Annotated in this window: 25 protein-coding genes; 10 read left to right on the top strand and 15 right to left on the bottom strand. The window is 60.2% G+C overall.

The window, feature by feature from the left end:
• Positions 1–140 precede the first annotated feature (140 nt).
• The gene (locus tag AO065_RS08920) at positions 141–614 is read right to left on the bottom strand and encodes a YchJ family protein (RefSeq protein WP_004887814.1); all 474 of its coding nucleotides are present in this window, start codon (positions 612–614) and stop codon (positions 141–143) included.
• A gap of 3 nt (positions 615–617) precedes the next feature.
• Positions 618–1,115, bottom strand: coding sequence for a DUF6231 family protein (locus tag AO065_RS08915; protein ID WP_004887816.1), 498 nt, complete (start codon positions 1,113–1,115; stop codon positions 618–620).
• Between the two features lie 254 nt (positions 1,116–1,369).
• On the opposite strand from AO065_RS08915, the gene AO065_RS08910 reads away from it, so the two are divergent.
• Together AO065_RS08910 and AO065_RS08905 are read left to right on the top strand one after the other, a co-directional pair.
• Positions 1,370–1,645, top strand: a complete 276-nt coding sequence (locus tag AO065_RS08910; RefSeq protein ID WP_025996563.1) for a DUF1145 domain-containing protein — start codon at positions 1,370–1,372, stop codon at positions 1,643–1,645.
• Positions 1,638–2,396 (top strand): hypothetical protein, encoded by a 759-nt coding sequence (locus AO065_RS08905; RefSeq protein ID WP_004887819.1) that lies wholly within the window; start codon positions 1,638–1,640, stop codon positions 2,394–2,396. Before AO065_RS08910 ends, AO065_RS08905 begins: the two co-directional genes overlap by 8 nt.
• Before the next feature lie 60 nt (positions 2,397–2,456).
• Here AO065_RS08905 and AO065_RS08900 read toward each other — a convergent pair whose 3' ends face one another.
• From AO065_RS08900 to AO065_RS08890, 3 genes are all read right to left on the bottom strand, one after another.
• Positions 2,457–3,479, bottom strand: a complete 1,023-nt coding sequence (locus tag AO065_RS08900) for a purine-nucleoside phosphorylase (protein WP_004887821.1) — start codon at positions 3,477–3,479, stop codon at positions 2,457–2,459.
• Positions 3,480–3,505: 26 nt separating this feature from the next.
• The gene (locus tag AO065_RS08895; RefSeq protein WP_004887822.1) at positions 3,506–4,459 is read right to left on the bottom strand and encodes a nucleoside-specific channel-forming protein Tsx; all 954 of its coding nucleotides are present in this window, start codon (positions 4,457–4,459) and stop codon (positions 3,506–3,508) included.
• A gap of 205 nt (positions 4,460–4,664) precedes the next feature.
• Entirely contained in the window at positions 4,665–5,129 is a 465-nt protein-coding gene (locus AO065_RS08890; protein ID WP_004887824.1) for a CopD family protein, read from the bottom strand.
• 106 nt (positions 5,130–5,235) lie between these two features.
• On the opposite strand from AO065_RS08890, the gene dinG reads away from it, so the two are divergent.
• The 5 genes from dinG (at position 5,236) to AO065_RS08865 (ending at position 11,342) form a co-directional block, all read left to right on the top strand.
• Positions 5,236–7,380, top strand: coding sequence for an ATP-dependent DNA helicase DinG (dinG, locus tag AO065_RS08885; protein ID WP_004887825.1), 2,145 nt, complete (start codon positions 5,236–5,238; stop codon positions 7,378–7,380).
• A 118-nt stretch (positions 7,381–7,498) separates the two neighbouring features.
• Positions 7,499–8,647, top strand: coding sequence for a serine hydrolase domain-containing protein (locus tag AO065_RS08880; protein ID WP_004887827.1), 1,149 nt, complete (start codon positions 7,499–7,501; stop codon positions 8,645–8,647).
• A gap of 155 nt (positions 8,648–8,802) precedes the next feature.
• Positions 8,803–9,948, top strand: coding sequence for an OmpA family protein (locus AO065_RS08875; protein ID WP_004887830.1), 1,146 nt, complete (start codon positions 8,803–8,805; stop codon positions 9,946–9,948).
• 134 nt (positions 9,949–10,082) lie between these two features.
• The gene (gene pdxH, locus AO065_RS08870) at positions 10,083–10,730 is read left to right on the top strand and encodes a pyridoxamine 5'-phosphate oxidase (RefSeq protein WP_004887831.1); all 648 of its coding nucleotides are present in this window, start codon (positions 10,083–10,085) and stop codon (positions 10,728–10,730) included.
• A 147-nt stretch (positions 10,731–10,877) separates the two neighbouring features.
• A complete protein-coding gene (locus AO065_RS08865) occupies positions 10,878–11,342 on the top strand; it encodes an outer membrane lipoprotein (protein ID WP_004887833.1) in 465 nt (154 codons plus the stop codon).
• 69 nt (positions 11,343–11,411) lie between these two features.
• Here the strand turns inward: AO065_RS08865 and nhaA are convergent, their stop codons facing one another.
• The 4 genes from nhaA to AO065_RS08845 form a co-directional block, all read right to left on the bottom strand.
• Positions 11,412–12,596 carry a Na+/H+ antiporter NhaA gene (gene nhaA / locus AO065_RS08860; protein ID WP_004887834.1) on the bottom strand — a complete coding sequence of 395 codons (1,185 nt, stop codon included), beginning with the start codon at positions 12,594–12,596 and terminating at the stop codon, positions 11,412–11,414.
• A 278-nt stretch (positions 12,597–12,874) separates the two neighbouring features.
• Complete coding sequence (locus AO065_RS08855; RefSeq protein ID WP_004887837.1) at positions 12,875–14,488, bottom strand: NAD(P)/FAD-dependent oxidoreductase; 1,614 nt, start codon at positions 14,486–14,488, stop codon at positions 12,875–12,877.
• 152 nt (positions 14,489–14,640) lie between these two features.
• Complete coding sequence (locus AO065_RS08850) at positions 14,641–15,321, bottom strand: COG3650 family protein (protein WP_004887839.1); 681 nt, start codon at positions 15,319–15,321, stop codon at positions 14,641–14,643.
• 50 nt (positions 15,322–15,371) lie between these two features.
• Entirely contained in the window at positions 15,372–15,971 is a 600-nt protein-coding gene (locus tag AO065_RS08845; RefSeq protein ID WP_004887841.1) for a short chain dehydrogenase, read from the bottom strand.
• Between the two features lie 104 nt (positions 15,972–16,075).
• Here AO065_RS08845 and AO065_RS08840 point away from each other — a divergent pair, with 104 nt between their 5' ends.
• A complete protein-coding gene (locus AO065_RS08840; protein WP_004887843.1) occupies positions 16,076–16,987 on the top strand; it encodes a LysR family transcriptional regulator in 912 nt (303 codons plus the stop codon).
• A 154-nt stretch (positions 16,988–17,141) separates the two neighbouring features.
• On the opposite strand, the gene AO065_RS08835 is transcribed toward AO065_RS08840, so the two are convergent.
• The 5 genes from AO065_RS08835 to AO065_RS08815 all read right to left on the bottom strand — a co-directional run bounded on the left by AO065_RS08835 (position 17,142) and on the right by AO065_RS08815 (position 22,129).
• Positions 17,142–17,843 carry an ABC transporter ATP-binding protein gene (locus tag AO065_RS08835; protein WP_004887844.1) on the bottom strand — a complete coding sequence of 234 codons (702 nt, stop codon included), beginning with the start codon at positions 17,841–17,843 and terminating at the stop codon, positions 17,142–17,144.
• The gene (livG, locus tag AO065_RS08830) at positions 17,844–18,611 is read right to left on the bottom strand and encodes a high-affinity branched-chain amino acid ABC transporter ATP-binding protein LivG (RefSeq protein ID WP_004887846.1); all 768 of its coding nucleotides are present in this window, start codon (positions 18,609–18,611) and stop codon (positions 17,844–17,846) included.
• Entirely contained in the window at positions 18,608–19,873 is a 1,266-nt protein-coding gene (locus AO065_RS08825) for a high-affinity branched-chain amino acid ABC transporter permease LivM (RefSeq protein ID WP_004887848.1), read from the bottom strand. The genes livG and AO065_RS08825 overlap by 4 nt, the downstream gene beginning before the upstream one ends.
• A complete protein-coding gene (livH, locus tag AO065_RS08820; RefSeq protein WP_004887850.1) occupies positions 19,870–20,793 on the bottom strand; it encodes a high-affinity branched-chain amino acid ABC transporter permease LivH in 924 nt (307 codons plus the stop codon). Before livH ends, AO065_RS08825 begins: the two co-directional genes overlap by 4 nt.
• 211 nt (positions 20,794–21,004) lie before the next feature.
• Positions 21,005–22,129, bottom strand: coding sequence for a branched-chain amino acid ABC transporter substrate-binding protein (locus tag AO065_RS08815; protein ID WP_004887851.1), 1,125 nt, complete (start codon positions 22,127–22,129; stop codon positions 21,005–21,007).
• A gap of 329 nt (positions 22,130–22,458) precedes the next feature.
• On the opposite strand from AO065_RS08815, the gene AO065_RS08810 reads away from it, so the two are divergent.
• Positions 22,459–22,764, top strand: coding sequence for a DUF2288 domain-containing protein (locus tag AO065_RS08810; protein WP_004887854.1), 306 nt, complete (start codon positions 22,459–22,461; stop codon positions 22,762–22,764).
• 123 nt (positions 22,765–22,887) lie between these two features.
• Here the strand turns inward: AO065_RS08810 and AO065_RS08805 are convergent, their stop codons facing one another.
• Entirely contained in the window at positions 22,888–25,203 is a 2,316-nt protein-coding gene (locus AO065_RS08805; RefSeq protein WP_004887855.1) for a putative bifunctional diguanylate cyclase/phosphodiesterase, read from the bottom strand.
• Between the two features lie 231 nt (positions 25,204–25,434).
• On the opposite strand from AO065_RS08805, the gene AO065_RS08800 reads away from it, so the two are divergent.
• Complete coding sequence (locus tag AO065_RS08800; protein ID WP_004887857.1) at positions 25,435–26,805, top strand: spinster family MFS transporter; 1,371 nt, start codon at positions 25,435–25,437, stop codon at positions 26,803–26,805.
• Positions 26,806–26,836 lie beyond the last annotated feature (31 nt).

Raw genomic sequence — 26,836 nt, 5'->3', positions numbered from 1 at the left:
CGGGGAGGCATGCCCACGCGGAGCGATGGGCACGATCAGTGTCGAGGCGGACTTGCGTATGATGATCGTTCCCAAGCTCTGCGCGGCAACACCGCCCAGGACGCTCCGCGTCCGCTCGCAGATGTCACGTAAGCGATCAGCTAGCCGACATACGCCGAGCAACACTTCTTGAACTTCTGCTCGCTGCCGCAAGGACAGGCGTCGTTGCGCCCGGCCTTGAGCGGGACGGTGGAGTCGATGAAGTACCAGCGGCCCTGGTTCTGCACGAACGATGAGCGTTCCTTGTGGCTGTGCTCGCCGTTGCCGTCGTGCCAGCGTGCGGTGAAAGTCACGAAGGCGTGTTCGGGCTTGCCGCCGAATACCTCGGCGCTTTCCACTTCAAGCCCCAGCCAAGTGCTTTGCGCGCTCCACTGGGCAATCGCTTCGCGGTCCAACCCGCTCTGTTGTGCAGGCAGTGTGGTCTGCACCAGATAATCGGTCAGCCCCAGCACGTAGGCGCTGTAACGCGAACGCATCAGCTTTTCCGCGCACGGTGCAGGCTGCCCGGCGTGGTAATGCCCGCAGCAGGCCAGCAACAGATCGCCGCTGCCGCAGGGGCAAATGGCACTACTCATGATTCACCACCAATACTTTCCAAAATTTTCAGGGTTGGCCCAATACTTCGCATTCAGCCAGTCCGGCACCTGTTTGTATTCACGCAGGTCGTAGGTGAAGAGGTTCAGGACCTGCTCGTCGCGGGCGAAGCGTTCGCTGGCTTGCAGGGCCAGCGAGAAGAAGTCGGTTTCCTGCCAGCCACAGGCTTTCAGGTCCGCCAGCACGGCGATGCGGCTGGCGTTGAGGTTGCGGATGCCGCCCAGTAGTTCCAGCCCGCTGCGTTTGGGCATGTGCTCCAGGCAATCGACCACCAGCGCCAGGTCAAATCGCTGCGCAGCCAGATGCGGGGGCAGAAGGCCGGGTTCGGCCAGCGACACTTCGGTATGCGGGTGCGCGTCCTGAAAGGCCTGCAAGGCAGGAAACGCCTGCGCGCCGATCAGCAGCAGACGCGCTGGCGCGTAGCGGTCGAGCAGGGCGGCCAGCGCTTGCTGGGGCGTGCGGGTGGAAAAACCGACGGTCATCGAAAATCCTCTGATTGACTGACAAGACTAGCCTGCCCGAAGAGTGCTGAAAAGCACCGTTCCTGTCGTGTGAAATGAGCCGTGTGCGACAAAAGCGTGATGATTTGAAACAGCTTTCAGGCTATATGTGTCAGGACCGCATGTTTTTTCACGCACCGCTGGCATATTCGGTGGGCAGGACGTCTACTGTGCGGCGACGAAAAGCGTGCGAAGAATTCGCTTTCGTCATCAGGATCATGATCAAGGGGCATGCGATGAAGTTGTTTTGGGGGTTGGGAAAGCTGTTGATGCTGGGCTTCTGGCTGGTGGTGCTGGCCAATGCGCTGGTTGAAGCGCCCAGCCCGTTCGGTGTGATGATCGATATGGCAGGCAGTCTGGTGCTGCTCACCCATCTGCTGGAGCTGATCCTGTTCAACGGCAGCCTGCGCGGTCGCAAGCACCCTTGGCGTGACAGAGGCAAAATCATTCTGTTCGGCATCTTTCATGTCCAATCCATCGGCCGTTCGGCTTCGGGGCACACCCATGCGTAATCTCGTTCTACTGGCAGCACTGTTCAGTCCGCTGGCCATGGCCCAGGCCATCATCGTTGCACCGCACTCGCTGATGCGCCTTCCCGGCAACAGCAGTGTGCTGCAGGTCGAGCGGCTGGAAGTGTCCGATTACGGCACCCTGCTGATCCCGGCTGGCATCGATGACGTCAAGATCGGTCAACTGGTGCTCGGTCATGAAGCGCGCATCGCCATCGTGCCCGGCGCGCAGACGTTCAAGCTGGTGGTGGATCAGGGTGAGTTCGGCGACGGCAGCCAGATCACGGCACGCGGCGCGCCCGGTACGTTCGAAAAACCTGCATCGCCGGGCCGCAACCTGACGCTGCGGGTGAACAGGCTGAACGCCGGGCAGCTGTCGATCGATGCACGCGGCGGCGCAGGTGGTCCAGGCTATTTCGGCCTGGACGGCGGTACGGGCGAAGAGCCGGGCTGCACGTGGGGTCAGGCCGGACGCGGTCACAACGGTGACAACGGCGGCAATGGCCACGATGGCGCAGCGGGCGCACAGGTTCGCCTCGAGGTGCCGTACAGCGTTGCGGCGGATCGGATCAAGGTCAACGTCGAAGGCGGGGCGCCGGGCAAAGGCGGTGAGGGCGGCAAGGCGGGCAAAGGCGGCGCGTCCAAGGGCTGCATCGTCTATCGCGCCGACGGCGGCAAGGCAGGCAGACCGGGCGAGCCCGGCCAGCCAGGCGTCGCGGGACCGGCCGGTGCACTGATCCTGCAACGCTTGTAACCGAATCTCTGGCGGCCACGGATCGGCTTCTGACGATCCGTGGTCTGCCCTGAAAACCGCTTACTGCGGCACGCCGTTTTCCCAGCTTTTCCAGTCCTTGATGATCGCCTGAACCAGCGGATTGCCGGTGCGGTACAGGTTTTCCAGCGCCGGTACGAAGGCGCCCTGATCGGCGTACTTCAAGAGATTGTCCACTTCGCTGTAGCCCGGATAAGGGCGGTCGAAGTCAGAGCCTGCGCGGACCACGGCAAGACGATTGACGTCGACCTTGCCAGCCTTGCTCGCCCTGAGCAGCGCTTCGTACGTGGAGTTGTCTTCCTGCTGAGTCGTGCAATACACGCCCTTGTTGTCGGTCAACAGGCGCGTCCAGACTTCCGCCCGCTCGCTCAAACGCGTTCCCGAAAACCACGTGTTGCCCGCCAGCGTATCGCACTGTGTGACCTGTGGCGGCTGGTTGGCAGGCGCGTAAGGATATTTCACCCGCCACGCAGCGGACTCCTTGCTCTCACTGAGCGCGACCTTCTGTGACAGCGCAAAGGCCTTGGCCTGCAGCTTGGGGTTGAGCTCGAAGACTTCGGTCTTGTAGTCCAGCGGCGGTTTCTCGTTCGGCCCTTTGGTGTTGATGCCCAGGTAGCCGGTCGGCCAGTCCTTGGGCACATCACGTGAATCGATTTCCCACTGGGTGCCGAACTCGACCAGATAATGAGCCCAGGCCGTGGTGCCGAGCGTGCCGTGGTGCGGGTTGATACCGGCAATACCCGCGACGATGAAGTAGGTCTTGCGCAGGTCGAATTGGGGCGACAAGGCCAGTGCCAGCGTCGAAGCCGCGGCGTTGGTCTGGCCCATGCCGGTGACTAGCAGGCAGGTGTCCTGATCGTTGCAGCGGATGGTCGGGTACTCGGCGGACAGGCCCGGCACCTCGATCTCTTTGGTCAGGTGCAGGCGGTCGATCCAGTTCTGCGCCTCCGGGGCGAACATGGCAATCAGCATGACCTTGGGCGTGACCGGGGCGGTGGACGCCCAGACGCCCGGGCTGAGCAGGGCAAGCGAGGCGCAGAGGGCGTTGCGAGTGATGCTTTTCATGAGGACTCCTGTCGTCAAAGTCATGATCAGAACTGATAACCGACGCCGGCGTAGTAACCCCAACCGTCCGAGCGGGCGCGGAAGTTGCCTTCGCCGAAATTCAGCTCACTGCCGTCCTGCCAGTTGCCGCCGTTATGAAAGTAACGACCGACGAGCGTGAAACGCAGGTGAGTGAAGGCGTACAGCAAGACGTTGGTGGCGACCGTCGAGTTGGCGGTACGCGCCGGATCGTCCTTGAGGTCCGAGCCGAAGTCGAAATTGGTGAAACCGATGTAGGTCAGCGATGCGCCGTTGTCGAATTTGGTGATCGGCACGATGTACTTGAGCTGGGCGCGATAGCCGTCCCACGAGTATTCGTTGCTGGCGCCGTAGTTTTCCCACTGATAGCGGCCATAGAAGTTGGCCGACAGATTGACCCGCGACTTTGTGTCGATGTCGGTGCCGATACCGCTGTAAAGCGTGTTGGCACGGTTGGCCGAATTGCTGCCGTGGTCGTAGATCCAGTCGAAGGCGACGTACCATTCCTTGAAAGGCCCCACGGCCAGGCTGCGTCCCGCCAGATAGTCAATGGAGATGCGCGGCTCGTGCTCCATGAACACCGGCGAGCCATGATCCCAGACGCCCTTGTCGTTGCGGTTGCCGATGTCGAGAATCTTCGGCACGTCGATATAGCCGTAAAGCTCGAACGGGCCTTTGCGGCCGAAGTACTCGTATTCCAGATACACGTCATCGACCGGCTGCGGACCGAAGCTGATGTCCTTGCTGCCGATCAGCGTGAGGTCCTGATTGAACCAGTCGGACAGATACGCGCCTTTGCCTTCCTTGGGCGAAGCAGGCGGGCTGAGGGTCTCGCCTTGCGCGGAGTCCTCGGCTGCGGCAGGTTGCGCCTGCGCCATGGCGCAAGGCAGTGCCAGCGAGGCGGTGAACAGCAGAGGGATCAGAAATCCGGGTGACGCGGCGGACTGCTTGGAGGACTGCATCGGTATTGAAACTCCTTTTAACGGCACGTACTACGATTCGCAAACGTTTGCACAGGACGTGCCAAAGAAGCTCAACCGGCTGAAAGCCAAGGAAATTCAGGAAATAACGTGACTGATCGGGCAGGATTCTGCCCGCCTGCTGTGCGCGGTGACACGCTGAGTGCCCTGTGATGTTTCGTTTCGCACAGCCAGAGGGTTCGCCCGGTCAGAAACCTGGACGTGCTGCCGCGATCACCACGACCGCGAGCCCGATGATCAGGTTGATGCCGACCAGTCGTCGGATTCTGCCCAGCGCCGCAACACCTTCCGACCACTGCTCGGCTTCCACTGCACGTTGCAGTTCCGGCAACTGCAACGAATGGATACGAAGAAACAGCGCCACCATCACCACGTACAGCCCCATCATGATCTGCACGTAGCGGGGCGCGGTTTCAAAGCTGGTGAAGTTCAGCTGAATCATCCCGATACCCGTGATCGGCAGCACAATGACGGCCGCCCAGACCCAGACAAAGAACCTTGGAAACACCTGGACCCACACTTTCAGGCGAGACGGCCCTTCAAGTGCTGCAATGATGGCTGGGCGCAGTACCATCCAGGCGAAAAACATCCCGCCGACCCAGACCAGAGCAGCCAGCAGATGCAACGTATAGACAGTGGAAAATGCGGTCATCGGGTACTCCGTTCTGCGCGGATGGATTTAGCGCGCTATGATAGCGCCCACTCAGAACCACTGAAAATTTATCCAGCCTTTTTGCCGTGCCCCCGAACCGAAGCCAATGATCAGTACCGAACTCAAATCCCAGATCCAGGGCGCTTACTCGCGTTTCCTCGAAGCCAAGAGCCTCAAGCCACGTTATGGCCAGCGATTGATGATCGCCGAAGTCGCCAAGGTACTGGGGGACATCGATACCGATGAGGAAGGACGGCGCTCGGGCGATCCGGCCGTGGTCGCCGTGGAAGCGGGCACCGGTACAGGCAAGACCGTGGCCTACGCCATTGCGTCGATCCCGACGGCCAAGGCGGCGGGTAAACGTCTGGTGATCGCCACCGCAACCGTCGCGCTGCAGGAGCAGATCGTCTACAAGGACCTGCCGGACCTGATGCGCAACAGCGGCCTGAACTTCACCTTCGCGCTGGCCAAGGGGCGTGGCCGTTACATGTGCCTGTCCAAGCTTGACATGCTGCTGCAGGAAAGCGACGCCACTAATGCGACGGCGCAACTGTTCGAGGAAGAAGGCTTCAAGATCGAAGTCGACGAAGCCAGCCAGAAACTGTTCACCAGCATGTTGCAGAAGCTGGCGGGCAACAAATGGGACGGCGACCGCGACAGCTGGCCTCAGGAACTGGCCGATCAGGACTGGGCGCGCCTCACCACCGATCATAGCCAGTGCACCAACCGGCATTGCCCCAACTTTCAGCAATGCGCTTTCTATAAGGCGCGTGAGGGCATGGGCAAGGTCGATGTGATCGTCACCAACCACGACATGGTGCTGGCCGACCTTGCCCTGGGCGGCGGCGCGGTATTGCCGGACCCGCGTGACACGCTGTACGTGTTCGACGAAGGCCATCACCTGCCGGACAAGGCCATCGGCCATTTCGCGCATTACACCCGTCTGCGCTCCACGGCCGACTGGCTGGAGCAGACCGCCAAGAACCTTGCCAAGCTGCTCGCCCAGCATCCGTTGCCGGGCGACCTGGGCAAGTTGATCGAGCAGGTGCCGGAACTGGCCCGCGAGATCAAGGGCCACCAGCAATTCATGTTCGGCGCCTGCGAGCAACTGGCCGATTTCCGCGCCGGTGAAGACATGCAGGGCCGCGAGCGTCCGCGTCATCGCTTTGTGGGCGGCGTCATTCCCGAGCACATCCGCGAGATGGGCATCGAACTCAAGAAAGGCTTCGCCCGCCTGGACGATCTGTTTACCCGTTTGACCGATCTGCTCAAGGAAGGCATGGACGGCGAGGTCAACATCGGCATCGCCAGCCATCAGGCCGAAGAGTGGTATCCGCTGTTCGGCAGCCTGCTGGCCCGCGCCCATGGCAACTGGGAGTTGTGGACAGCCTTTACCGCTGAAGACCCGGAAGACAGCCCGCCGATGGCCCGCTGGCTGACGCTGGCCGACAGTGGTGCGTTGTTCGACATCGAGGTTAATGCCAGCCCGATCCTGGCGGCCGAGATGCTGCGTCGCAACCTGTGGAATATCGCCTACGGTGCGCTCGTGACGTCGGCCACGCTGACCGCGCTGGGCAAGTTTGACCGTTATCGCATGCGTGCCGGCCTGCCGAAAGGCGCGGTCACCGCCGTTGTACCGAGCCCGTTCCACCACGCCGATGCCGGTGTGCTGCGCGTGCCGGACCTCAAAGCCGACCCGCGTGATGCGGTCGCCCATACCGCAGCGATCATACGTGACCTGCCGGGTCTGGTGGAAGGCTCGCGCGGCACGCTGGTGCTGTTCTCTTCGCGCAAACAGATGCAGGACGTGTTCGACGGACTGGATCGCGACTGGCGCAAGCAGGTTTTCATCCAGGGCAATTTGTCCAAGCAGGAAACGCTGAACAAGCACAAGGCGCGGGTCGACAGTGGCGAGTCCAGCGTGCTGTTCGGGCTGGCCAGCTTTGCCGAGGGCGTGGACTTGCCCGGCGCGTATTGCGAGCACGTGGTCATCGCCAAGATTCCGTTCGCAGTCCCGGATGATCCGGTTGAAGCGGCACTGGCCGAATGGATCGAGGCGCGTGGCGGCAATCCGTTCATGGAGATTGCCGTGCCGGATGCGTCCCTGCGTCTGGTTCAGGCCTGCGGACGTCTGCTGCGCACCGAAGAAGACCGCGGCACCATCACGCTGCTGGACCGCCGCGTGGTAACCCAGCGTTACGGCAAAGCGATCCTCAACGCACTGCCACCGTTCCATCGGGAAATCTCCTGAACCCAGGCTGACCGGCGGCTGGCAGCAGTTCCCAAAACGGCCAATCGCTGGAACAATATGCGCCCATTAAGTCGGCCGTCTTCAGGGCCTTCACAGCGACATTCAGGAGTCAGCGGTTTTGCAGATCCAGGGTCATTTCGAACTTGAATTCGAAGCAGTGCGTGAAGCCTTTGCGGCGCTTTTTGACGATCCTCAGGAGCGCGGCGCTGCCTTGTGCATTCAGGTCGGCGGGCAAACGGTCGTCGATCTCTGGGCGGGCACCGCTGACAAGGACGGCGCCGAAGTCTGGCACACCGATACCATCGCCAACCTTTTCTCCTGCACCAAGACCTTTGCCAGTGTTGCTGTGCTGCAACTCGTGGAAGAGGGCAAGCTGAAGCTGGATGAGCCCGTCTCCCGGCTCTGGCCCGAGTTCGCTGCGGCGGGCAAGGGATCGATCACCTTGCGCCAGTTGCTCTGCCATCAGGCAGCGCTGCCTGCGATTCGCGGGCAACTCCCGGCAGAAGCCCTCTACGAATGGGACACCATGACCTCGGCCCTGGCAGCGGAAGAACCCTGGTGGACTCCCGGTCAGGGCCATGGCTACGCCGCCATCACCTATGGCTGGCTGATCGGCGAGATGTTGCGCCGCGCCGATGGTCGCGGTCCGGGCGAATCCATTGTGGCGCGGGTAGCGCGGCCTCTGGGGCTGGATTTTCATGTCGGGCTGGCCGATGACCAGTTCCATCGCGTGGCGCACATCGCTCGCGGCAAAGGCAATGTCGGGGATGACGCGGCCCAGCGTGTACTGCAGGCGACAATGCGTGAGCCTGCTTCGATCACGGCAAAGGCTTTCACCAACCCACCATCGATCCTGACCAGCACCAACAAGCCGGAATGGCGTCGCATGCAGCAACCTGCCGCCAACGGCCATGGCAATGCCCGCAGTCTGGCGGGCTTCTATAACGGTCTGCTGGACGGAAGCCTGCTGGAAGCCGAGTTGCTCAACGAACTGACGCGTGAACACAGCCTCGGCCAGGACAAGACCCTGCTGACCTCGACCCGATTCGGTCTGGGCTGCATGCTGGACCAGCCGACCGTGGCCAACGCCACCTTCGCACTGGGCCCGAAAGCATTCGGTCATCCGGGCGCGGGCGGTTCGGTGGGCTTTGCCGACCCCGATTACGAGGTGGCGTTTGGCTTCGTTACCAACACGCTCGGGCCTTACATCCTCATGGATCCACGCGCCCAGAAACTGGTCAGGGCGTTACGTGAGTGTTTGCAGTAGGTTTCGTCTATAAGTGTTTGTTTCATACCGACTGTCAGTTAAACGGGGTATAACGGGTCCGTATGACGGTTTCTCTTTCCACCTGTAACTTCATGCGTGTTATACGGACGTAACAACGTTCCTTCTGTCTGATCAAAAACTGTTGTGGGTCATCCATGTCGTCCAATAAAAGCCTCGTTCTCGCTCTGTGCATCGCTGTCACCGGCTGTGCTCAAACTCCACAATCCGATTCTGCTGCAACTGACGGCCATTGGTGGCAGTTCGGTTCGGGCAGTGCCGCAGACGATGTCTCCGCAAAGGCTCCAGCTCCAGGCCCTGCGCCTGCAGCGCCGGTCGCCAAAGTTGCTGAAAAGCCAGCCCCGGCTGCCGATGCGCAGAGCGCCAACCCTTGGTACTGGCCGTTTGGCTCGGACGACAAGGCGGCAGCAAAGCCTGACGCAGTCGCCAGCAAGCCTGCAGACAAGCCAGCGGCCCCTGCTCTGGTTGCCAAGACTGAAACCGACACCAAGTGGTGGTGGCCTTTCCCAAGTTCCGACGCTAAAAAAGACGAGCCGAAAGCCGCTCCGATGCCCGATCCGAAAGTGACCAAGGCCTGGCTGGACGAATACGAGCCTCGCGTCCGTGCGGCCATCAAGGACACCCCGTTCGAACTGGAACGTCGCGAAGACCTGCTGGCAATCACTGCGCCGGTAGACAGCTCGTTCAACCCGGATCGCCCGGCGATGCTGCTGCCGGTCACACTGGGTCCGATCACGCGTCTGGCCAAGGCCGTTGAAGGCGACAAGAAAACGGCCGTGCTGATTCTGGGGCACGCTGACACTTCGGGTCCTACCGAAGCCAACCAGAAAATCAGCCAGGAGCGCGCCCAGTCGGTTGCCGCGATCTTCCGCCTCAGCGGTCTTGAGCGTCAGCGCCTGAGCCAGCGTGGCATGGGTGCCGTGATGCCGCGTGCGGCCAATGACAGCGCGCAGGGTCGTGCACTGAACCGTCGCGTCGAGATCCTGATGACGCCGCAGGACACCATGGTCGCCCTGATGAGCCGTTACGCACTGCCGCCGGTTGCTCCGACCATGGTCGCAACCCAGGACGTCAAGCCTGTCGTGCCTGCTCCAGTTCCGGCCAAGAAAGCGGCTGTGGCGAAGAAAGACACGGCTAAGAAAGCTGCACCGGCCAAGGCGAAAGCCACCACAGCCAAAAAAGCCGCTCCGGCGAAGTCCACCGCAGCAGCCAAAAAGCCTGCCGCCAAGACGCCGGCCAAGGACGCAGCAGCGAAGAAGACTGACGCCCAGGCCAGCAACTGATTGCAGGTAACTTCTGAGCGTTCCCGCGTTCGCGTGGGAACGCTTCTGCAGACGCATCGCGTCTGATCTGACTCGGGGCATTCGCTCACCATTCAGTGGTCAGATAATCCAGCCGCAACAACAGGAATCACACCATGACCCAGACTCTGGCTGACATGCGCCGTGACTACACGCGTGACGGTCTGACCGAAGCGCAGTCACCGGACGAGCCGTTTGCGTTGTTTCACCAATGGTTCGCCGAGGCGGTGAAAACCGAACAGCCTCCGGTTGAGGCCAACGCCATGACCCTGGCGACGGTTGACGAGGAGGGGCGTCCGCATTGCCGGGTGCTGCTGCTCAAAGGGCTGGACACACAAGGTTTCACATTCTTCACCAACTACGACAGCGCCAAGGGCCAGCAGCTCGCTGCACGTCCGTTCGCGGCAATGACCTTTTTCTGGCCAACGCTGGAGCGTCAGGTGCGTATCGAAGGGCGAGTGGTGAAGGTCACTGCGCAGGAGTCGGACGCCTATTATCAGGTCCGGCCGCTGGGCAGCCGTCTCGGGGCCTGGGCCTCGCCGCAGAGCCGGGTGATCGCCGACCGGGAAGAGCTTGAAGGCCTGATCAAACAGACTGAGCAACGATTTCTCGATAGCGCGCCTCACTGCCCCGAGCATTGGGGCGGCTATCGTCTTCTGCCGGAGCGAATCGAGTTCTGGCAGGGACGTTCGAGTCGCCTCCACGACCGTTTGAACTATCGTTCAGTTGACGGGCAATGGACACGTGAGCGTCTCGCGCCCTGATTGAATTATTTGCCTGTCGGGTCGTCTGAGCGTTACATGGGTTGTCGCTGTATGGCGCCTGAATGAATATAAATTGCGGAACCTGGGCCGTGACAGCGTCGATGTCGGGTAGTCTAATGGCCACTAGTTCCTCTGGAGATACCTTTTATGCGCAAGTCTGCTCTTCTGGTCGCTTCGTTCACTGCCATGGCGTTGACGATGGGCGGCTGTACCTCGAACCTCACCGGTGATTCCTATTCCCGTGACGAGGCGCGTACCGTACAGAACGTTCGTCTGGGCACCGTTGAATCCCTGCGTCCGGTGAAAATCGAAGGTACCAAGACCCCGATCGGCGCAGGTGCCGGTGCGATCGTTGGTGGTGTGGGCGGCAGCGCAATTGGTGGTGGTCGCGGCAGCGTGGTGGCCGCCGTGATCGGTGCGGTTGCCGGTGGTCTGCTCGGTTCCGCTACCGAGGAAGGTCTGACACGTACTCAGGGTGTCGAGATCACGGTTCGTGAAGACGACGGCAGCATGCGTGCCTATGTGCAGCAGGTCGAGGAAAACGAGATTTTCCGGGTCGGCGAGCGTGTACGCATCATGACCGTCAACGGCACGAGCCGCGTGACACACTGATCCGCGTTGCGAATCAACGAAACCCCGAGCCGAAATGCTCGGGGTTTTTCGTTTCAGAACGACTGTTTTTCAGCGCTTCGGCGTCGCCCTGCAGGCGAGGACCATCACGCCGTAGCCAATGATGGCCGACAGTATCGATCCAGTCAGAATGCCCATGCGATCTTCTCCCGCATACGCGCTGACCCCTGGCTCGAACGCCAGTGAGCCGACGAACAGGCTCATGGTGAAGCCGATACCGCACAGGATCGAAACCCCCAGTACATGGCCCCAGTTGGCGTCCTTTGGCAGCGACGCCATGCGCGTCTTGACCGCCAGCCAGGTGAGCCCGAACACCCCCAGCGTCTTGCCCAGCAGCAGGCCTGCGGCGATGCCCAGCGGGACCGGGTGGGTAAAGCTTTCCATGGTCACACCGGCCAGCGACACACCGGCGTTGGCGAATGCAAACAACGGCAGGATGCCGTACGCAACCCACGGATGCAGGCCGTGCTCCAGGGTCAGCAAGGGAGATGACTTGCTGCTCGTGCGCAATGGAATGCAGAACGCCAGCACCACACCTGCAAGCGTCGCGTGAACACCGCTTTTCAGGACACAGACCCAGAGCACCAGTCCAACCAGCAGATAAGGCGCAAGCCTGCTCACGCCGGATCGGTTCATCGCAATCAACGCAATGATCGATACAGCCGCCAGTATCAGCGACAGTTGTGACAGCTCGCCGGAGTACACCAGCGCGATAACGATGATAGCGCCCAGATCATCGATGATCGCCAGCGTCATCAGAAACAGCTTCAGCGAAACCGGCACACGCTTGCCGAGCAGCGCGAGCACACCCAGTGCGAACGCGATATCGGTCGCCATCGGAATGGCCCAGCCATTGAGGGCTTCGGCGTTGCCTGTATTCAGTGCGATATAAATCAGCGCCGGAACCACCATGCCGCCGATAGCCGCAGCGCCGGGCAATACGATCTGCGAGGGTTTGGAAAGATGCCCCTCCAGCACTTCGCGTTTGACCTCAAGGCCGATGACCAGAAAGAACAGGGCCATCAGCCCGTCGTTGATCCACAGCAACAAGGGCTTGGCAATGTGCAGGGCGCCGATCCGGGCTTCTACCGGTGTTTCCAGAAAGGCGTTATACAGCCAGGAAAGCGGCGAGTTATTGATAATGAGCGCAAGGGCAGCAGCTGCAATCAACAGCAAGCCTCCCGCTGCTTCAAGCTGAAAAAAGCGTGTAATGGTATTCCGCATGGGCGCGACCATTCTCCGTCTACGGTAAAAAGGACCGACACCCTAACCCGTTGATTGGAGAGTTAAAACAAAAGTTATATTCGTTTTTGTTATAAATACGACAGTTCGTAACGCGATAAAAATAAAGCGTAAGTTGTGTTGCTAATTAATTCAAAATTATCGGTTTATTGCGTAGGAAGTTTCTGAAATGCGTATGTTTTGATTGTCGAATTGTAACTTTATAAGTTGTTGAAACCGATTGATCACGGACGCTTGCATGGCAAGGCGTCCGTGACCCCGGTCCAAGGGTTTCAGCCCTCGATGCCCAACATGTCCCGTACCAGCGCTTCGGCAATGCGGATGCCGTCCACGCCAGCGGACAGAATGCCACCTGCGTAACCCGCGCCTTCCCCGGCCGGGTAAAGGCCCTTGGTGTTGAGGCTCTGCATATTCGGACCACGCGTGATGCGCAGCGGTGCCGATGTGCGGGTTTCGATGCCGGTCAGTACCGCGTCGTGCAGCGAGAAGCCTTTGATCTGCTTGTCGAAGGCTGGCAGTGCTTCACGAATAGCTTCAATGGCAAAGGCGGGCAGCGCCTCGGCCAGATCCACCAGCTTCACGCCCGGTTTGTACGAAGGCTCGACGCTGCCCAGCGCTGTGGACGCCTTGCCCGCGATGAAGTCGCCGACCAGTTGCGCAGGGGCTTCGTAGGTGCTGCCGCCCAACAGATAAGCGTGAGATTCCAGGCGCTCCTGCAGTTCGATACCGGCCAGCGGGCTGCCCGGGAAATCCTGCTCCGGCGTGATGCCAACCACGATGCCCGAGTTGGCGTTGCGCTCGTTGCGCGAGTACTGGCTCATGCCGTTGGTGACGACACGGTTCGGCTCGGACGTCGCCGCGACCACCGTGCCGCCAGGGCACATGCAGAAACTGTAGACTGAACGTCCATTGCTGGCGTGGTGCACCAGCTTGTAGTCGGCAGCACCTAGTTTCGGGTGACCGGCGTACTTGCCCAGGCGGGCGCGGTCGATCAACGATTGCGGGTGTTCGATACGGAAGCCCACCGAAAACGGCTTGGCCTCCATGAACACGTCACGGCTATGCAGCATGCGGAACGTGTCGCGGGCGCTGTGGCCCAGGGCGAGAATCACGTGACGCGACGCGATCTGCTCACCACCGTCCAGCACAACGCCATTCAACTGGCCGTCTTCGATCATCAGATCAGTGACGCGCTGCTGGAAGCGTACTTCGCCGCCCAGCGCCTCGATCTGATGACGCATGTGTTCAACCACGCCGGTCAGGCGGAAGGTGCCGATGTGCGGTTTGCTGACGTAGAGAATCTCTTCCGGCGCGCCAGCCTTCACGAACTCGTGCAGCACCTTGCGGCCATGAAAGTACGGGTCCTTGATCTGGCTGTAGAGCTTGCCGTCGGAGAACGTACCTGCGCCGCCTTCGCCAAACTGGACGTTGGACTCCGGGTTCAGGACGTTCTTGCGCCACAGGCCCCAGGTGTCCTTGGTGCGCTGACGCACTTCCTTGCCGCGCTCGAGAATGATCGGCTTGAAGCCCATCTGCGCCAGCAATAGGCCTGCGAAAATCCCGCAAGGACCGAAGCCGACGACGATCGGCCGTTCGGTCAAACCTTCCGGCGCATGGCCGACCACCTTGTAGCTAACGTCGGGCGCCGGGCCCACGTGGCGGTCGTTGGCGAATTTGCGCAACAGCGCTTCTTCGTCACTCACTTGAAAGTCGATGGTGTAGATGAAGCACAGTTCGGAGGACTTCTTGCGCGCATCGTAGCTGCGCTTGAACAGTGTGAAGTCCAGCAGTTCGCTGCTGTCGATACCCAGGCGCTGCAGCAGGGCAGGGCGCAGGTCTTCGTCCGGGTGATCGATCGGCAGTTTGAGTTCGGTGATTCGTAACATTAAGGGGTCCAGTTTTCGGGCCGCAGGTTCAGCCCGACAGCACTACAAGAACCGGCGATTATAAGCGCTGAACCCCATTGGCGGCGAGTCGAGGTGTGCAGTCCTGGCAACCATGGGTGCCATCGGTCGCCAAAACCCTGCCTCGGGATGGATCAGTCGTCCCGCGAGCCGCCGTAATAGCCGCAGCCACGTTGGGCCTGACCGTTGAGACGCAGCTCGGCGGTGAGGTGTTGCACCGAACCGTTGACGCTGTCGACGCAGCGCTGAGGGGCGACCCACAGTTCAATGCGTTGGTTGTTGGCTTCGCTGCTGACACTGAAGCTGCCATCCGGCAGTTGCTCTTCAAGGTACGGTACGGCAAGCGGCGGCTGCCCCTCACGCTCCAGAACCATGCCCTTGCCACTGACGTTGACGTTCCACGCAGGCTTGTTGCCATTGACGTGCAGGGTCAGGCGTTTGAAGTTGAGGTCGTCGCAGGACTGGCCGGGACGTTCGACCCGATAAACCTGATGCAGGTCCAGCTGGCCGTCACTGTTGGCGGCCTTGCTGGCAGCGAACGAGCCGCGAAGGTCCGCAAAGACACGCCCCTTGCTGTCGGCCAGGCTCGCGGCTTCCTGCAGGAGGCCGGTGTCATTGCGGTCCTTGACCACGTAGCGACGCTGCTCGTTGCACGGCTTGAACATCAGCTGCCCGTTCTCGCCAGTCAGGTCGCCCTGCATGCGGATCATGCCCGCCGTCGAGACTTTCGGTGTGTCGGTCTTGATGCCAAGCATCTGGCAGCCGGCGAACAACGGCAGAAGGGCGAATACAAGGACGGAACGAGCAGCGAACATTGGGCGGGTCTCCAGACAGGTGCCGCCACGTTACGCAGACTGATGCCGCATCACAAGACCTGATACGTCTGTCCGGTGTGCAGGCCTTCCACGCTTTTGGCATAGGCCAGCGCCACATCTGCGACGGGAACAGGTTTGAAGCCTCTGAAGTAGGCACCGTACTTGCCCATCGATTCGAGCAGTACGGTGGGGCTGACCGAGTTCACGCGCATGCCACGCGGCAATTCGATGGCTGCGGCGCGCACGAAGGCATCGATGGCACCATTGACCAGACTGGCTGAAACGCCGGAAAGAATCGGCTCCTGGCTCAGGATGCCCGAGGTGAAGGTGAACGACGCGCCATCGTTGGCGTATGCCTTGCCGATCAGCAGCAGGTTGACCTGGCCCATGAGTTTGTCCTGAAGACCCAGGGCGAAATCGGCTTCGGACATGTCCGCCAGCGGCACGAATTTCACGCTGCCCGCCGCGCAAATCAGCGCGTCGAAGCTCCCCACGCGTTCAAACAGGGCACGGATCGAGGCGCTGTCGCTGATATCAACGCGTTCGTCGCCGCTGTTGCGGCCTATGCGCACAATCTCATGCCGTGAGCCGAGTTCGCGTTCAATTGCCGAGCCCACGGTTCCGCTTGCGCCAATCAACAGGATTTTCATTGCGTTGCTCCACAGGGATCAAAGGAGCCGCTAGTGTAGAAAGCCGTATATCCTTCGATAAAGATGCCAATTGGAAACCTTTGGTTCTCACAGGGAAACAATCCATGAGCGAGATGGAAGATCTGGCTGCCTTTGCCGTACTGATCGAAGCGGGCAGTTTTACGGCGGCTGCGGAGCGCCTGGGTTGCAGCAAGGGACGCCTTTCAAAGCGGATTTCCCAACTGGAAAAGACCTACGGTGTCCAGTTGTTGCACCGCACCACTCGAACCTTGAGTCTGACCTCGGCCGGGTCCGCGTTGTTGCCCCAGGCTCGGCAGTTGATTGCGCACACGGAAAGGGCGCGCAGCATTGTGGCGTTGATGCGTGACGAGATGGTCGGTGAGGTGCGTATCACCACGCCGGTTTCGTTGGGAGAAACTTTTTTCGACGGCTTGTTGATGGAGTTTTACGAGACCTATCCGCAGGTCAAGATCGAGCTCGAACTGAGTAACAGCGTGCGCGATTTGCGGCGCGACGGTTTCGATCTGGCGGTTCGCTCAAAGGTCGCCAGCGATGAGCGGCTGGTGGCCAGACCTTTAATCGCAATGCAGGAACTGACCTGCGCCAGCACGCGGTATCTGGACGAGCATGGCTGGCCACAAACCCCTGAGGGCCTTGCGAAGCATCAATGCCTGATCAACAGCCATTACAGCGAGCGTTACCAGTGGCTTTACCATCAGAATCACGAGTTGACCCGTGTGCAGATTGACGGTCCCTTTGCCAGCAATCACTACAGCCTGCTGAAAAAGGCGGCGCTGGCCGGTGCGGGTGTCGCACGGCTGCCGTCCTATATGGTGCACAGGGAAATCAATGAAGGACGCTTGCACTGGCTGCTCAAGGATTACCAGACGGCAACCACGCCGATGTTTCTGGTTCACCCCTTCGAAGGCGAAGTACCGAGGCGAGTGCAGGTGCTGGCAGATTATCTGGTGGGCTGGTTCGAGCGCAGCGGCTCTGCGCTGGAGCGTCTGGCGTGAGTGAAGGAAGGCATGCCCACGCAGGCGCGTCTGATCGTTACCACGCTCTGCGCTCATCGTTATACACAAGTCTGTCAAACACTGATGATCGTGCCCATCGCTCTGCGTGGGCACGATCAGTGTCGAGATGAGCGCACGATCATGGCGCATCTCGCTAGCCGCCCAGATAGGCGTCCCGCACTTTTGGATCGACCAGCAGTTCTTCACCGGTGCCCTGCATCACCACGCGACCGTTCTCCAGTACATAGGCGCGGTCGGCGATTTTCAGGGCCTGGTTCGCGTTCTGCTCGACCAGAAACACGGTCACGCCATCACGTCGCAGTTGTTCGACGATCTCGAAAATCTGCTGAATGATGATCGGTGCCAGACCCAGCGATGGTTCGTCCAGCAACAGCAGCTTGGGCTTGCTCATCAGCGCACGGCCGATGGCGAGCATTTGCTGTTCGCCGCCGGACATGGTGCCGCCGCGCTGTGTGAAGCGTTCCTTGAGGCGCGGGAACAGGTGCAGGACCTTGTCCATCTGTTCCTGATAATCATCCTTCTCGGTGAAGAAACCGCCCATGGCCAGGTTTTCTTCGACGGTCAGGCGTGCGAACACGCGGCGGCCTTCAGGCACTACCGCGATGCTCTTGCGCATGATCACCGACGATTCCTGGCCGACTAGTTCCTCGCCCATGTAACGGATGCTGCCGCTGTGCGCGCGCGGCGAGCCGCACAGGGTCATCAGCAGAGTGGATTTACCGGCACCGTTGGCGCCGATCAGGGTAACGATCTCGCCCTGACGGACTTCCACGTTGACGCTGTGCAGCGCTTGGATCTTGCCGTAGAAGGTGGAAACGTTTTCGAACTGCAGCATTTACGCTTCCCCCAGGTAGGCTTTGATCACTTCAGGATTGTCACGAATCTGTTCCGGCGTACCGTCGGCCAGTGGCGTGCCCTGATTGATCACTACGATGTGGTCGGAAATGCTCATCACCAGCTTCATGTCATGCTCGATCAGCAACACTGTGGCGTTGTGTTCATTACGCAACACGCCGATCAGCGCTTTCAGGTCTTCGGTTTCCCGCGGGTTCAGGCCGGCTGCCGGTTCGTCCAGCATGAGAATGCGCGGTCGCGTCATCATGCAGCGGGCAATTTCCAGGCGGCGTTGCTGACCGTAGGCCAGTGTCCCGGCCGGGCGGTTGGCGAATTCTTTCAGGTTGACGGCTTCCAACCAGTGCTCGGCGTAGTCCATGGCTTCGCGTTCGCTGCGGCGAAAGGCCGGGGTCTTGAACAGGCCGGACAGGAAGTTGGTGTTCAGGTGACGATGCTGGGCGACCAGCAGGTTCTCGACGGCGGTCATTTCCTTGAACAGACGCACGTTCTGGAACGTGCGCACCACACCCTTGCGCGCGATCTGGTGACCGGCCAGGCCCTGGATCGGCTCGCCGTCCAGCAGAATGGTCCCGCCGCTGGGTTTGTAGAAACCTGTCAGGCAGTTGAAGACAGTGGTCTTGCCCGCGCCGTTGGGGCCGATCATCGAGACGACCTGCTTTTCATGAACGGTCAGGGCGACGCCATTGACCGCCAGCAGACCGCCGAAGCGCATGCTCAGGTTTGTGGCTTGCAGAAGAGGCTGTTTCATTTGGCCGCCTCCGCTTTCAACTTCATGACAGGTCGTTGCATCGGCAGGAAACCTTGAGGACGCCAGATCATCATCAGCACCATCAGGGCACCGAACATCAACATGCGGTAATCGCTGAACTCACGCATCAGTTCAGGCAGCAGGATCATTACGATGGCGGCGAGAATAACGCCCAGCTGGGAACCCATGCCGCCGAGCACCACGATGGCCAGAATGATTGCCGACTCGATGAAGGTGAAGGACTCCGGCGTCACCAGACCCTGACGGGCGGCGAAGAAGCTGCCTGCGAAGCCGGCGAACGCTGCACCCAGCGTAAAGGCCGAGAGCTTGATCACGGTCGGATTCAGACCCAGGGCACGGCAGGCGATTTCGTCTTCGCGCAAGGCTTCCCAGGCACGGCCGATCGGCATGCGCAGCAGGCGGTTGATGACGAACAGTGCCGCCAGCGCCAGCAGCAGGGCAATCAGGTACAGAAAGATCACCTTGCTGATCGGGTTGTAGTCCAAACCGAAATACTGGTGGAACGTCTGCGCACCTTCGGCGGCACGGCGTTCGAAGCTCAGGCCGAACAGGGTCGGCTTCTCGATGTTGCTGATACCGTTGGGGCCGCCGGTGATGTCGGTCAGGTTGCGCAGGAAGATCCGGATGATCTCGCCGAACCCGAGCGTCACGATGGCCAGATAGTCGCCCCTCAGCCGCAGGACCGGGAAGCCCAGCAGGAAGCCGAACAGCGCCGCCAGCAGACCGGCCAGCGGCAGGCATTCCCAGAAGCTCAGGCCGAAGTAGTGCGACAGCAACGCGTAACCGTAGGCACCGACTGCGTAGAAACCGACATAACCCAGGTCCAGCAGGCCGGCGAGGCCAACCACGATGTTCAAACCCAGGCCCAGCATCACGTAGATCAGGATCAGCGTCGCGATGTCCACAGCGCCGCGCGAGCCAAAGAACGGCCAGACGAACGCCAGCACGATCAGGGCGGCAAGGCCCCAGCGCTGGGTGCTCGGTTGGGTCATGAAGTCGCTGGTTTTCTTCGAGATCAATGGAGCGCGTTCACCCCGGCGCAGGCCGCTGATTTTCTCGGCGAACAGTACGCGCAGAAACAACAGGACCGAGCAGATCGCGATAATGGTCAGGGTCATGGAGCTGGCGTTCTGCACTTGCAGGGTCACGCCGGAAAAGGCCAGTTTCAGGCCGAACACCGGGTAGGCAACGGCCCACACCAGCGCAGCGCTGAACAGCGCCTGTTTGAAGGACTTGCTCATACTTTCTCAACCTCCGGACGACCCAGAATGCCGGTCGGGCGGAACAGCAGCACCAGGACCAACAGGCCGAAGGCCACGACGTCCTTGTACTGATCACCAAAGATGTCGGCACCGAAGGCTTCGGCGACGCCCAGCACCAGACCGCCGAGCACGGCGCCCGGAATCGAACCGATGCCGCCCAGGACTGCAGCAGTGAACGCCTTGAGGCCTACGAGGAAGCCTGCGCTCGGGTTGATCACGCCGTATTGCATGCTCAGCAACATGGCGGCAATGGCAGCCAGTGCGGCGCCGACCACGAAAGTCAGGGCAATGATGGTGTTGGTGTTGATACCCAGCAGGTTGGCCATTTTCATGTCCTCGGCGCAGGCGCGGCAGGCGCGGCCCATTCGCGAGCGGGAAATGAACAGGGTCAGGCCGGTCATGGCCAGGAGCGTGACCACGAAGACCACGATCTGCATGTAGGAAATCAACACTTCCTGTGCGCCGCCGGGGCCGAAGGACAGGCTGCCGGGCAGCAGGTTGGGAATGGCAAAGTTGCCGGAACCCTGGGAAAGCTGAACCGAGTTCTGCAGAAAGATCGACATGCCGATCGCAGAAATCAGAGGAATCAGACGGTTGCTGTTGCGCAGCGGACGGTAGGCGACCCGTTCGATGCTGTAGCCGTAGGCACTGGTCACGATGATGGAGGCGGCGAAGCCTGCGATCATCAACAGCGGCAGGCTGTCGATACCCATCATTGCAAGACCGGCAAGCGCCATGAAAGCAACATAGGAACCGATCATGTACACCTCGCCGTGGGCGAAGTTGATCATTCCGATGATGCCGTAAACCATCGTGTAGCCGATGGCGATCAATGCATACGTGCTGCCAATGGTCAGGCCATTGACCAGCTGTTGCATGTAGTGGAATAACTCGGGCATTTACCGCGCTCCTAAAAACCTGATCTGCATTTCTCCGGCCTGCGTCGGGTACGCATTCTGTCGATGCGTTGCCTGTGACGCCGCCAGCGAACCGCTGGTAACGGTTTTAAGATTTTCAGGTGGCCTCTGCCGGATCTCGGCAGGCGGGCCATGATTCGTAAAACAAAGCCCACTGCGGTGGCAGTGGGCTTCGGTTGTCAACGCAAGCTGCTTATTTGGCGGCTTCGGTCTTCGGCTTGCCGAAGTGCCATTCGTAGACCACGAACTGGAAGTTCTTCAGGTCGCCCTTCTCGTCGTAGCTCAGTTCGCCCATCGGGGTCTTGAACGTACCGGCGTGGATGGCAGCAGCCACCTTGTCGGTGTCTTCGGACTTGGCGGCGGCGATGCCGTCGGCAATGACCTGAACGGCGGAGTAGGACGGGTACACGAACGGACCGCTCGGATCCTGTTTCTTGTCCTGGAATGCCTTGGTCAGTGCCTGGTTGGCAGGGTCCTGATCAAAGGATTTCGGGAGGGTGACCAGCAGGCCTTCGGAGGCTTCGCCAGCGATCTGCGAGATGGACTCGTTGCCCACGCCTTCAGGGCCCATGAATTTGGCGTTCAGGCCTTTTTCCTTGGACTGGCGCAGAATCTGGCCCAGCTCTGGGTGGTAGCCGCCGTAGTAGACGAAGTCGACGTTGGCTTGCTTGAGCTTGGCGATCAGCGAGGAGAAGTCCTTGTCACCGGCATTGATGCCTTCGAACAGGGCCACCTTGACGCCTTTGTCTTCCAGCGTCTTTTTCACTGCAGAGGCGATGCCTTCGCCGTATTGCTGCTTGTCATGGATGACGGCAACGATTTTTGGCTTGGCGACGTCGGCAATGTAGTTACCGGCTGCAGGGCCCTGCGCGCTGTCCAGACCGATGGTGCGGAATACCAGCTTGTAGCCACGGCTGGTGATGTCGGGGCTGGTGGCCGCCGGGGTCACCATGATGATGCCTTCGTCTTCATAGACGTCGGAAGCGGGTTGAGCGGAGCTCGAGCACAGGTGACCGATCACGTATTTCACGCCATCGTTGACGACCTTGTTGGCGACTGCCACGGCCTGTTTCGGGTCGCAGGCATCATCGTATTCGACGGCTTCGAGTTTCTTGCCATCGACGCCGCCCTTGGCGTTGATCTGCTCGATAGCCATCTTGGCGCCGTTGAACTGCATGGTGCCGTATTCGGCGACCGGGCCAGTCTTGGGACCGGCAATGCCGATCTTGATGGTGTCGGCTGCGAACGAATGGCTGGCAACCCCGGCCATAACCAGTGCGGCGAACAGCTTGGAAAGCTTCTTGGTACCCTTAGTCATGATGCTCCACTCTTGCGTTGTAGTTTTTATAATCCTGCTGGCCAAGGCTACAGGACCGGCTTCGACACCGATCTTCCCCCCGCTCCGCCAACTGTACCGGAACAGTTTAGAGTGCCGGTGAATCGCTTGGATAGCACGGGGCAATGGGGTAAACCGGTGTGTGTCGCTTAATCGAAAGAAAGTTACAGAATCCAACCGCCCCAATGTCATGAAGACCGGCCGGATCGTCGTGGATTTCGCGGCTTTCCTGCAATCAATCACTTGCTTCCGGGTTTTTCTACGAGAAAGGCGGCGGTATCATTGCGCCGATTTCCTTTCTGGTGAAACCCATGACGCAAGAACCTAGCACCCTCTATGCCAAACTGCTCGGGGAGACCGCTTCAATTCGCTGGAAAGAATTGCAACCATTCTTTGCCAAGGGTGCCCTGTTGTGGGTCGAACCACCGTTGAATCTGATCGAAGTTGCCGAGGCAGTAGCTGGAAACGACGCTGCCAAAGTGGCTGCGTGGATGGACGCGACAAAGGTCGGCAAGGTGTCTGAATCAAAGGCAATGGAGCTTGTGGAAAGCGATCCACTGCTCTGGGCAGTGGTGGTGGCACCTTGGGTGTTGATCCAAAACAGGGCGTCTGACTGATCTGTGCGCTATAGAGGTGCTTATGACGGCACCTTTGTGGGTGACACGGTAACTTCGCCCCTTCCAGCGTATCGAAAATCTACACCCGGCAGCCGTGCAATCGGCCACCCAGACGCAGCCTTTTCAATCCGACCAGCGCGACCGTTGGGTGCGAGACGGGCTGCGGGTGGCCAGTGCATGTTCAGCGCCCGGCAGGTCATCAAACAGATCCAGTGAACGTGGGATGTCCGCATCCCGGTCCTTGACGTCCAGCATGAGCGATGCAGGCCACAGGCTGGCAGGTTCTCGCCCGTTCATTTCCCTGACCAGCGGCAGAATCCGCTCCAGCGGCTGAGGCTTGCTGAACAGGTAGCCCTGCACATAATCACTGCCGAACTGACTCAGGAATTCCAGCTGTGCGGGCGTTTCGACACCTTCAGTCACCACCTTGAGGTGCAGGGTGTGGGCCATGACAATGATCGCCTGGACGATCTCCATGTCCTGGGGCGACTTTGGAATGTCGATGATGAAGGACCGGTCGATTTTCAGCGTGTCCAGCGGCAGCCGTTTCAGGTAGGCGAGTGACGAATAACCGGTCCCGAAGTCGTCGATGGACAACGAAACGCCCAGGCTGCGTATGTGTTTGAGCATCAGGATCGTATTGCTGATATTGCCCATCAGCGCGTTCTCGGTCACTTCCAGCTCCAGACGGCCGGGAGGCACATTGGCTTCGGTCAGCGCCTGTTCGACTTCCTCGGCCAACTCGTCGCGACCCAGATTCAGCGCCGAACAGTTTACGGTGATGATCAGCTTGTCCAGACCATCAAGGTGCAGCGCGCCAAGATCGCGACAGGCGCGGCGCAGTACCCAGTTGTCCAGTTCGGCGATCAGCCCGTTGGCCTCGGCAATACTGATGAAGCGGTCCGGCACCAGCAGCCCGTGCTGCGGATGATTCCAGCGTACCAGCGCCTCCAGCTTGGCGATGTGCCCGGTGCGCAGATCGACAATCGGCTGGTAGTACACCTCAAGGCCGGTCTCTTCGCGCAGGGCGTTGCGCAGCTCTTCTTCCAGATGCAGTTCCAGACTGGCTTTGGTCTTGAGCGCGGGGCTGAAAAAATTGACCCGGTTACGGCCGTTGCCCTTGGACTGGTAAAGGGCGAGGTCAGCGTGTTTGAGCAATTCGTCGCAGGTTGAACCGTCCCGTGGAAACACGGCGATACCAATGCTGGTGGTCATGACCATGCGTCTTCCGGCCAGCGCGATGGTCTCCTTCATCTTGTGCATGACGCGGTGGGCCAAGTGGCGGGCCTCCTCATAGTTGGGGATGCTCAGCAGAATGCAGAACTCGTCACCGCCAAACCTTGCCACCACATCCTGCACGCGTGTGGCGCTGCGGATACGCTCGGCGATCACCTTGAGCAACTCGTCACCGGCATCGTGCCCCAGGCTGTCATTGATGCGTTTGAAGTGGTCGATGTCCAGGAACATCACCGCGAGCATGCCTTGGCTGATCGTGTGTTCAAGCAGCTTTTCGGCGAATATCTGGTTGAATCCGCGACGATTGATCAGGTTGGTCAGCGGATCGTAATGGGCCACCTGCTGAAGCGAGACCCGCGCTTGATCCAGTTGGCTGAGCAGCGCATTGACGCGCTGAAGGTCATGCTCCTTGCCTTGCAATTTCTTGTCGGCCATCGCCGCACTGATGCTGCCGGCAATGATCAACAGCGTAATGACGGCGATGGTCAGGCCCAGTTGCTGACTGTTTGCGGTGCTGGGAATGTGCAGCTCCGCACCCTGCGGAATGACCAGTTGCAGGGCACGCATACCCATCAGGTGCATGGTCAGCAGGCCTGCACCCAGAAAAACGCTCAATCCGTAACGAAACATCTGATGAAACATGCCGCTGTACTGCCGCAAATGGCGGGGCAGGGTGAGCAGGGCCACGCTGGCAAGAATGGCCACGACTACGGACAGTGCAAAGGTTTTGGGCTCGTAATACTGCACGGCGTCAGACTGCATGGCCGCCATGCCCAGGTAGTGCATGACGCTGATACCAATGCCCATGACCACCGCGCTCGTCAGGCAACGCCTCAGGGTCAATGTCTGGATGGTCAGCGCCTTGATGGCGAACAGCGCGGTCATCAGCACGATCAGCAGCGACGCCAGCGTGATGCCCAGATCGTAGGTGATGGTCAGCGGTGCCTGAAAAGCCAGCATGCTGATGAAGTGCATGGCCCAGACACCGCCCGCCAGACACAGCGCGCCCAGCGCTTTCCAGATGCGTCGGTTTTTGAGCGCTTCGACCTGAATGACCCGGTCGGCGATGTCCAGGGTCGCGAAGCACGCCGCACAGGCGACGCCGTAAGCCAGCGCAACCAGAAACAGATTATGACTGCAGTCGATCAACAATTGCCCGTCCGCCGGGACCCCGGCGAACATGTTCAAACCCAGCCACTCCATAGCAAGCCCTATATCTTCACTGCCAGGGCGCCAAGGCTAAAGGCCTGGCGATTCGGAGTGAGTATAGAAGCTGTTGTCAGTTTGCCAGTACGGAGGTCCAAGAAATCTGAAAGCGATCAATAACGAATAGTTATAAGAATTCTTCATCAAGGGTGCGGTTTACGAATGTTTACAGACAGGCCACCCTTGGCCTTCTAGATTGTTACCACTAATAAGAAGGGACGATCGCTCATGACCACGCTTCGGACGGAAACCCCCACTCAGGCCGCCAACGCATGGCGCGTCCTCTTCCTGTTGTTCCTCGCCAACCTGTTCAACTTCTTTGATCGCACCATCCCGGCCATTATCGTTGAGCCCATTCGCATGGAATGGCACCTGAGCGATTTTCAACTCGGGCTTCTGGGAACAGCGTTCACGCTGGTATACGCCATCGCCGGTCTGCCGCTGGGCCGCATGGCCGACAACGGATCGCGCAAGAAGCTCATGGGCTGTGGCCTGGCCGTGTGGAGCGGCCTGACGGCGGTCAATGGAATGGTCGGCAGTTTCTGGACCTTTCTGTTGGTGCGCATGGGCGTCGGCATCGGCGAAGCCAGCTACGCGCCTGCGGCCAATTCGCTGATCGGTGACCTGTTTCCGGCCCATAAACGGTCCCGTGCGATGGGCATCTTCATGCTGGGCCTGCCGCTGGGCCTGCTGCTGGCGTTCTTCACCATCGGCGCCATGGTCAAGGCGTTCGACAGCTGGCGCGCGCCGTTCTTCATCGCTGCGGTGCCTGGGCTGCTGCTGGCGGTGTTCATCTTTTTCATCAAGGAACCCAAGCGTGGCGCGGCTGAAAGCGTGCGCATGTCGGAAGTCAAGATCGAGAAACCGATCCGCCGGGTGCTGTCGATCTCGACCTTTCGCTGGCTGGTCCTCGGCGGCCTGACCTTCAACTTCGCCACCTACGCCTGCAACTCGTTCATGGTGCCAATGCTGCAACGCTATTTCCTGTTGCCCTTGCAGGAAGCGGCGGTCGCGACGGGTGTGATCGTGGGCGTGACCGGGCTGATCGGCCTGACAGCAGGCGGCTGGATTGCCGATAAACTGCATCAGCGCTCGCCCAACGGACGGCTGTTGTTCGCGGCGTTCAGTATGTTGGTGGCGACGCTTGCCACGGGGTATGCCTTGCACGCCGGACGCATCGAAATCGGGGTGTTCGTCGCGGTGTTCAGCGTGGGCTGGTTGTTTGCCTACAACTTCTATACCTGCGTTTATACAGCGATTCAGGACGTGGTCGAACCGCGCCTCAGGGCGACGGCGATGGCGTTGTTCTTCGCCGGGCTTTACCTGCTGGGCGGCGGCGCTGGGCCGGTAGTGGTGGGTCTGCTGTCCGACCATTTCGCCAAGGCGGCCATGGCGGTCGCGGGTGCAGACGTAATGAACGAAAGCTTCAAAGCCATCGGCCTGCACGATGCCATGTACCTGATTCCGGCAGCATTGCTCATGACGCTGGTGTTTCTGTATCTGGCATCACGCTGCTTCAGCAAGGACGCTGAGCGGATGAGGGCAAGGATGGTGGCCGAGGAACCGGCAGAAGGTGTATCGGATCCGGCAGTGGTGTGACGTAGAGCGTCACGGGCTGTATTCCCACGCA

The sequence above is a fragment of the Pseudomonas viridiflava genome (assembly GCF_001642795.1).
Lineage (GTDB): Bacteria > Pseudomonadota > Gammaproteobacteria > Pseudomonadales > Pseudomonadaceae > Aquipseudomonas > Aquipseudomonas viridiflava.
Note: the sequence above shows the minus strand (reverse complement) of the source record. Positions and strands in the feature narration are given on the sequence as shown.

What these genes read in the sequence shown, in the direction of transcription:
- AO065_RS08920 (WP_004887814.1), bottom strand. Translation starts at nt 614, where the DNA reads ATGAGTAGTGCCATTTGCCCCTGCGGCAGCGGCGATCTGTTGCTGGCC.
- AO065_RS08915 (WP_004887816.1), bottom strand. Translation starts at nt 1,115, where the DNA reads ATGACCGTCGGTTTTTCCACCCGCACGCCCCAGCAAGCGCTGGCCGCC.
- AO065_RS08910 (WP_025996563.1), top strand. Translation starts at nt 1,370, where the DNA reads ATGAAGTTGTTTTGGGGGTTGGGAAAGCTGTTGATGCTGGGCTTCTGG.
- AO065_RS08905 (WP_004887819.1), top strand. Translation starts at nt 1,638, where the DNA reads ATGCGTAATCTCGTTCTACTGGCAGCACTGTTCAGTCCGCTGGCCATG.
- AO065_RS08900 (WP_004887821.1), bottom strand. Translation starts at nt 3,479, where the DNA reads ATGAAAAGCATCACTCGCAACGCCCTCTGCGCCTCGCTTGCCCTGCTC.
- AO065_RS08895 (WP_004887822.1), bottom strand. Translation starts at nt 4,459, where the DNA reads ATGCAGTCCTCCAAGCAGTCCGCCGCGTCACCCGGATTTCTGATCCCT.
- AO065_RS08890 (WP_004887824.1), bottom strand. Translation starts at nt 5,129, where the DNA reads ATGACCGCATTTTCCACTGTCTATACGTTGCATCTGCTGGCTGCTCTG.
- dinG (WP_004887825.1), top strand. Translation starts at nt 5,236, where the DNA reads ATGATCAGTACCGAACTCAAATCCCAGATCCAGGGCGCTTACTCGCGT.
- AO065_RS08875 (WP_004887830.1), top strand. Translation starts at nt 8,803, where the DNA reads ATGTCGTCCAATAAAAGCCTCGTTCTCGCTCTGTGCATCGCTGTCACC.
- pdxH (WP_004887831.1), top strand. Translation starts at nt 10,083, where the DNA reads ATGACCCAGACTCTGGCTGACATGCGCCGTGACTACACGCGTGACGGT.
- AO065_RS08865 (WP_004887833.1), top strand. Translation starts at nt 10,878, where the DNA reads ATGCGCAAGTCTGCTCTTCTGGTCGCTTCGTTCACTGCCATGGCGTTG.
- nhaA (WP_004887834.1), bottom strand. Translation starts at nt 12,596, where the DNA reads ATGGTCGCGCCCATGCGGAATACCATTACACGCTTTTTTCAGCTTGAA.
- AO065_RS08855 (WP_004887837.1), bottom strand. Translation starts at nt 14,488, where the DNA reads ATGTTACGAATCACCGAACTCAAACTGCCGATCGATCACCCGGACGAA.
- AO065_RS08850 (WP_004887839.1), bottom strand. Translation starts at nt 15,321, where the DNA reads ATGTTCGCTGCTCGTTCCGTCCTTGTATTCGCCCTTCTGCCGTTGTTC.
- AO065_RS08845 (WP_004887841.1), bottom strand. Translation starts at nt 15,971, where the DNA reads ATGAAAATCCTGTTGATTGGCGCAAGCGGAACCGTGGGCTCGGCAATT.
- AO065_RS08840 (WP_004887843.1), top strand. Translation starts at nt 16,076, where the DNA reads ATGAGCGAGATGGAAGATCTGGCTGCCTTTGCCGTACTGATCGAAGCG.
- AO065_RS08835 (WP_004887844.1), bottom strand. Translation starts at nt 17,843, where the DNA reads ATGCTGCAGTTCGAAAACGTTTCCACCTTCTACGGCAAGATCCAAGCG.
- livG (WP_004887846.1), bottom strand. Translation starts at nt 18,611, where the DNA reads ATGAAACAGCCTCTTCTGCAAGCCACAAACCTGAGCATGCGCTTCGGC.
- AO065_RS08825 (WP_004887848.1), bottom strand. Translation starts at nt 19,873, where the DNA reads ATGAGCAAGTCCTTCAAACAGGCGCTGTTCAGCGCTGCGCTGGTGTGG.
- livH (WP_004887850.1), bottom strand. Translation starts at nt 20,793, where the DNA reads ATGCCCGAGTTATTCCACTACATGCAACAGCTGGTCAATGGCCTGACC.
- AO065_RS08815 (WP_004887851.1), bottom strand. Translation starts at nt 22,129, where the DNA reads ATGACTAAGGGTACCAAGAAGCTTTCCAAGCTGTTCGCCGCACTGGTT.
- AO065_RS08810 (WP_004887854.1), top strand. Translation starts at nt 22,459, where the DNA reads ATGACGCAAGAACCTAGCACCCTCTATGCCAAACTGCTCGGGGAGACC.
- AO065_RS08805 (WP_004887855.1), bottom strand. Translation starts at nt 25,203, where the DNA reads ATGGAGTGGCTGGGTTTGAACATGTTCGCCGGGGTCCCGGCGGACGGG.
- AO065_RS08800 (WP_004887857.1), top strand. Translation starts at nt 25,435, where the DNA reads ATGACCACGCTTCGGACGGAAACCCCCACTCAGGCCGCCAACGCATGG.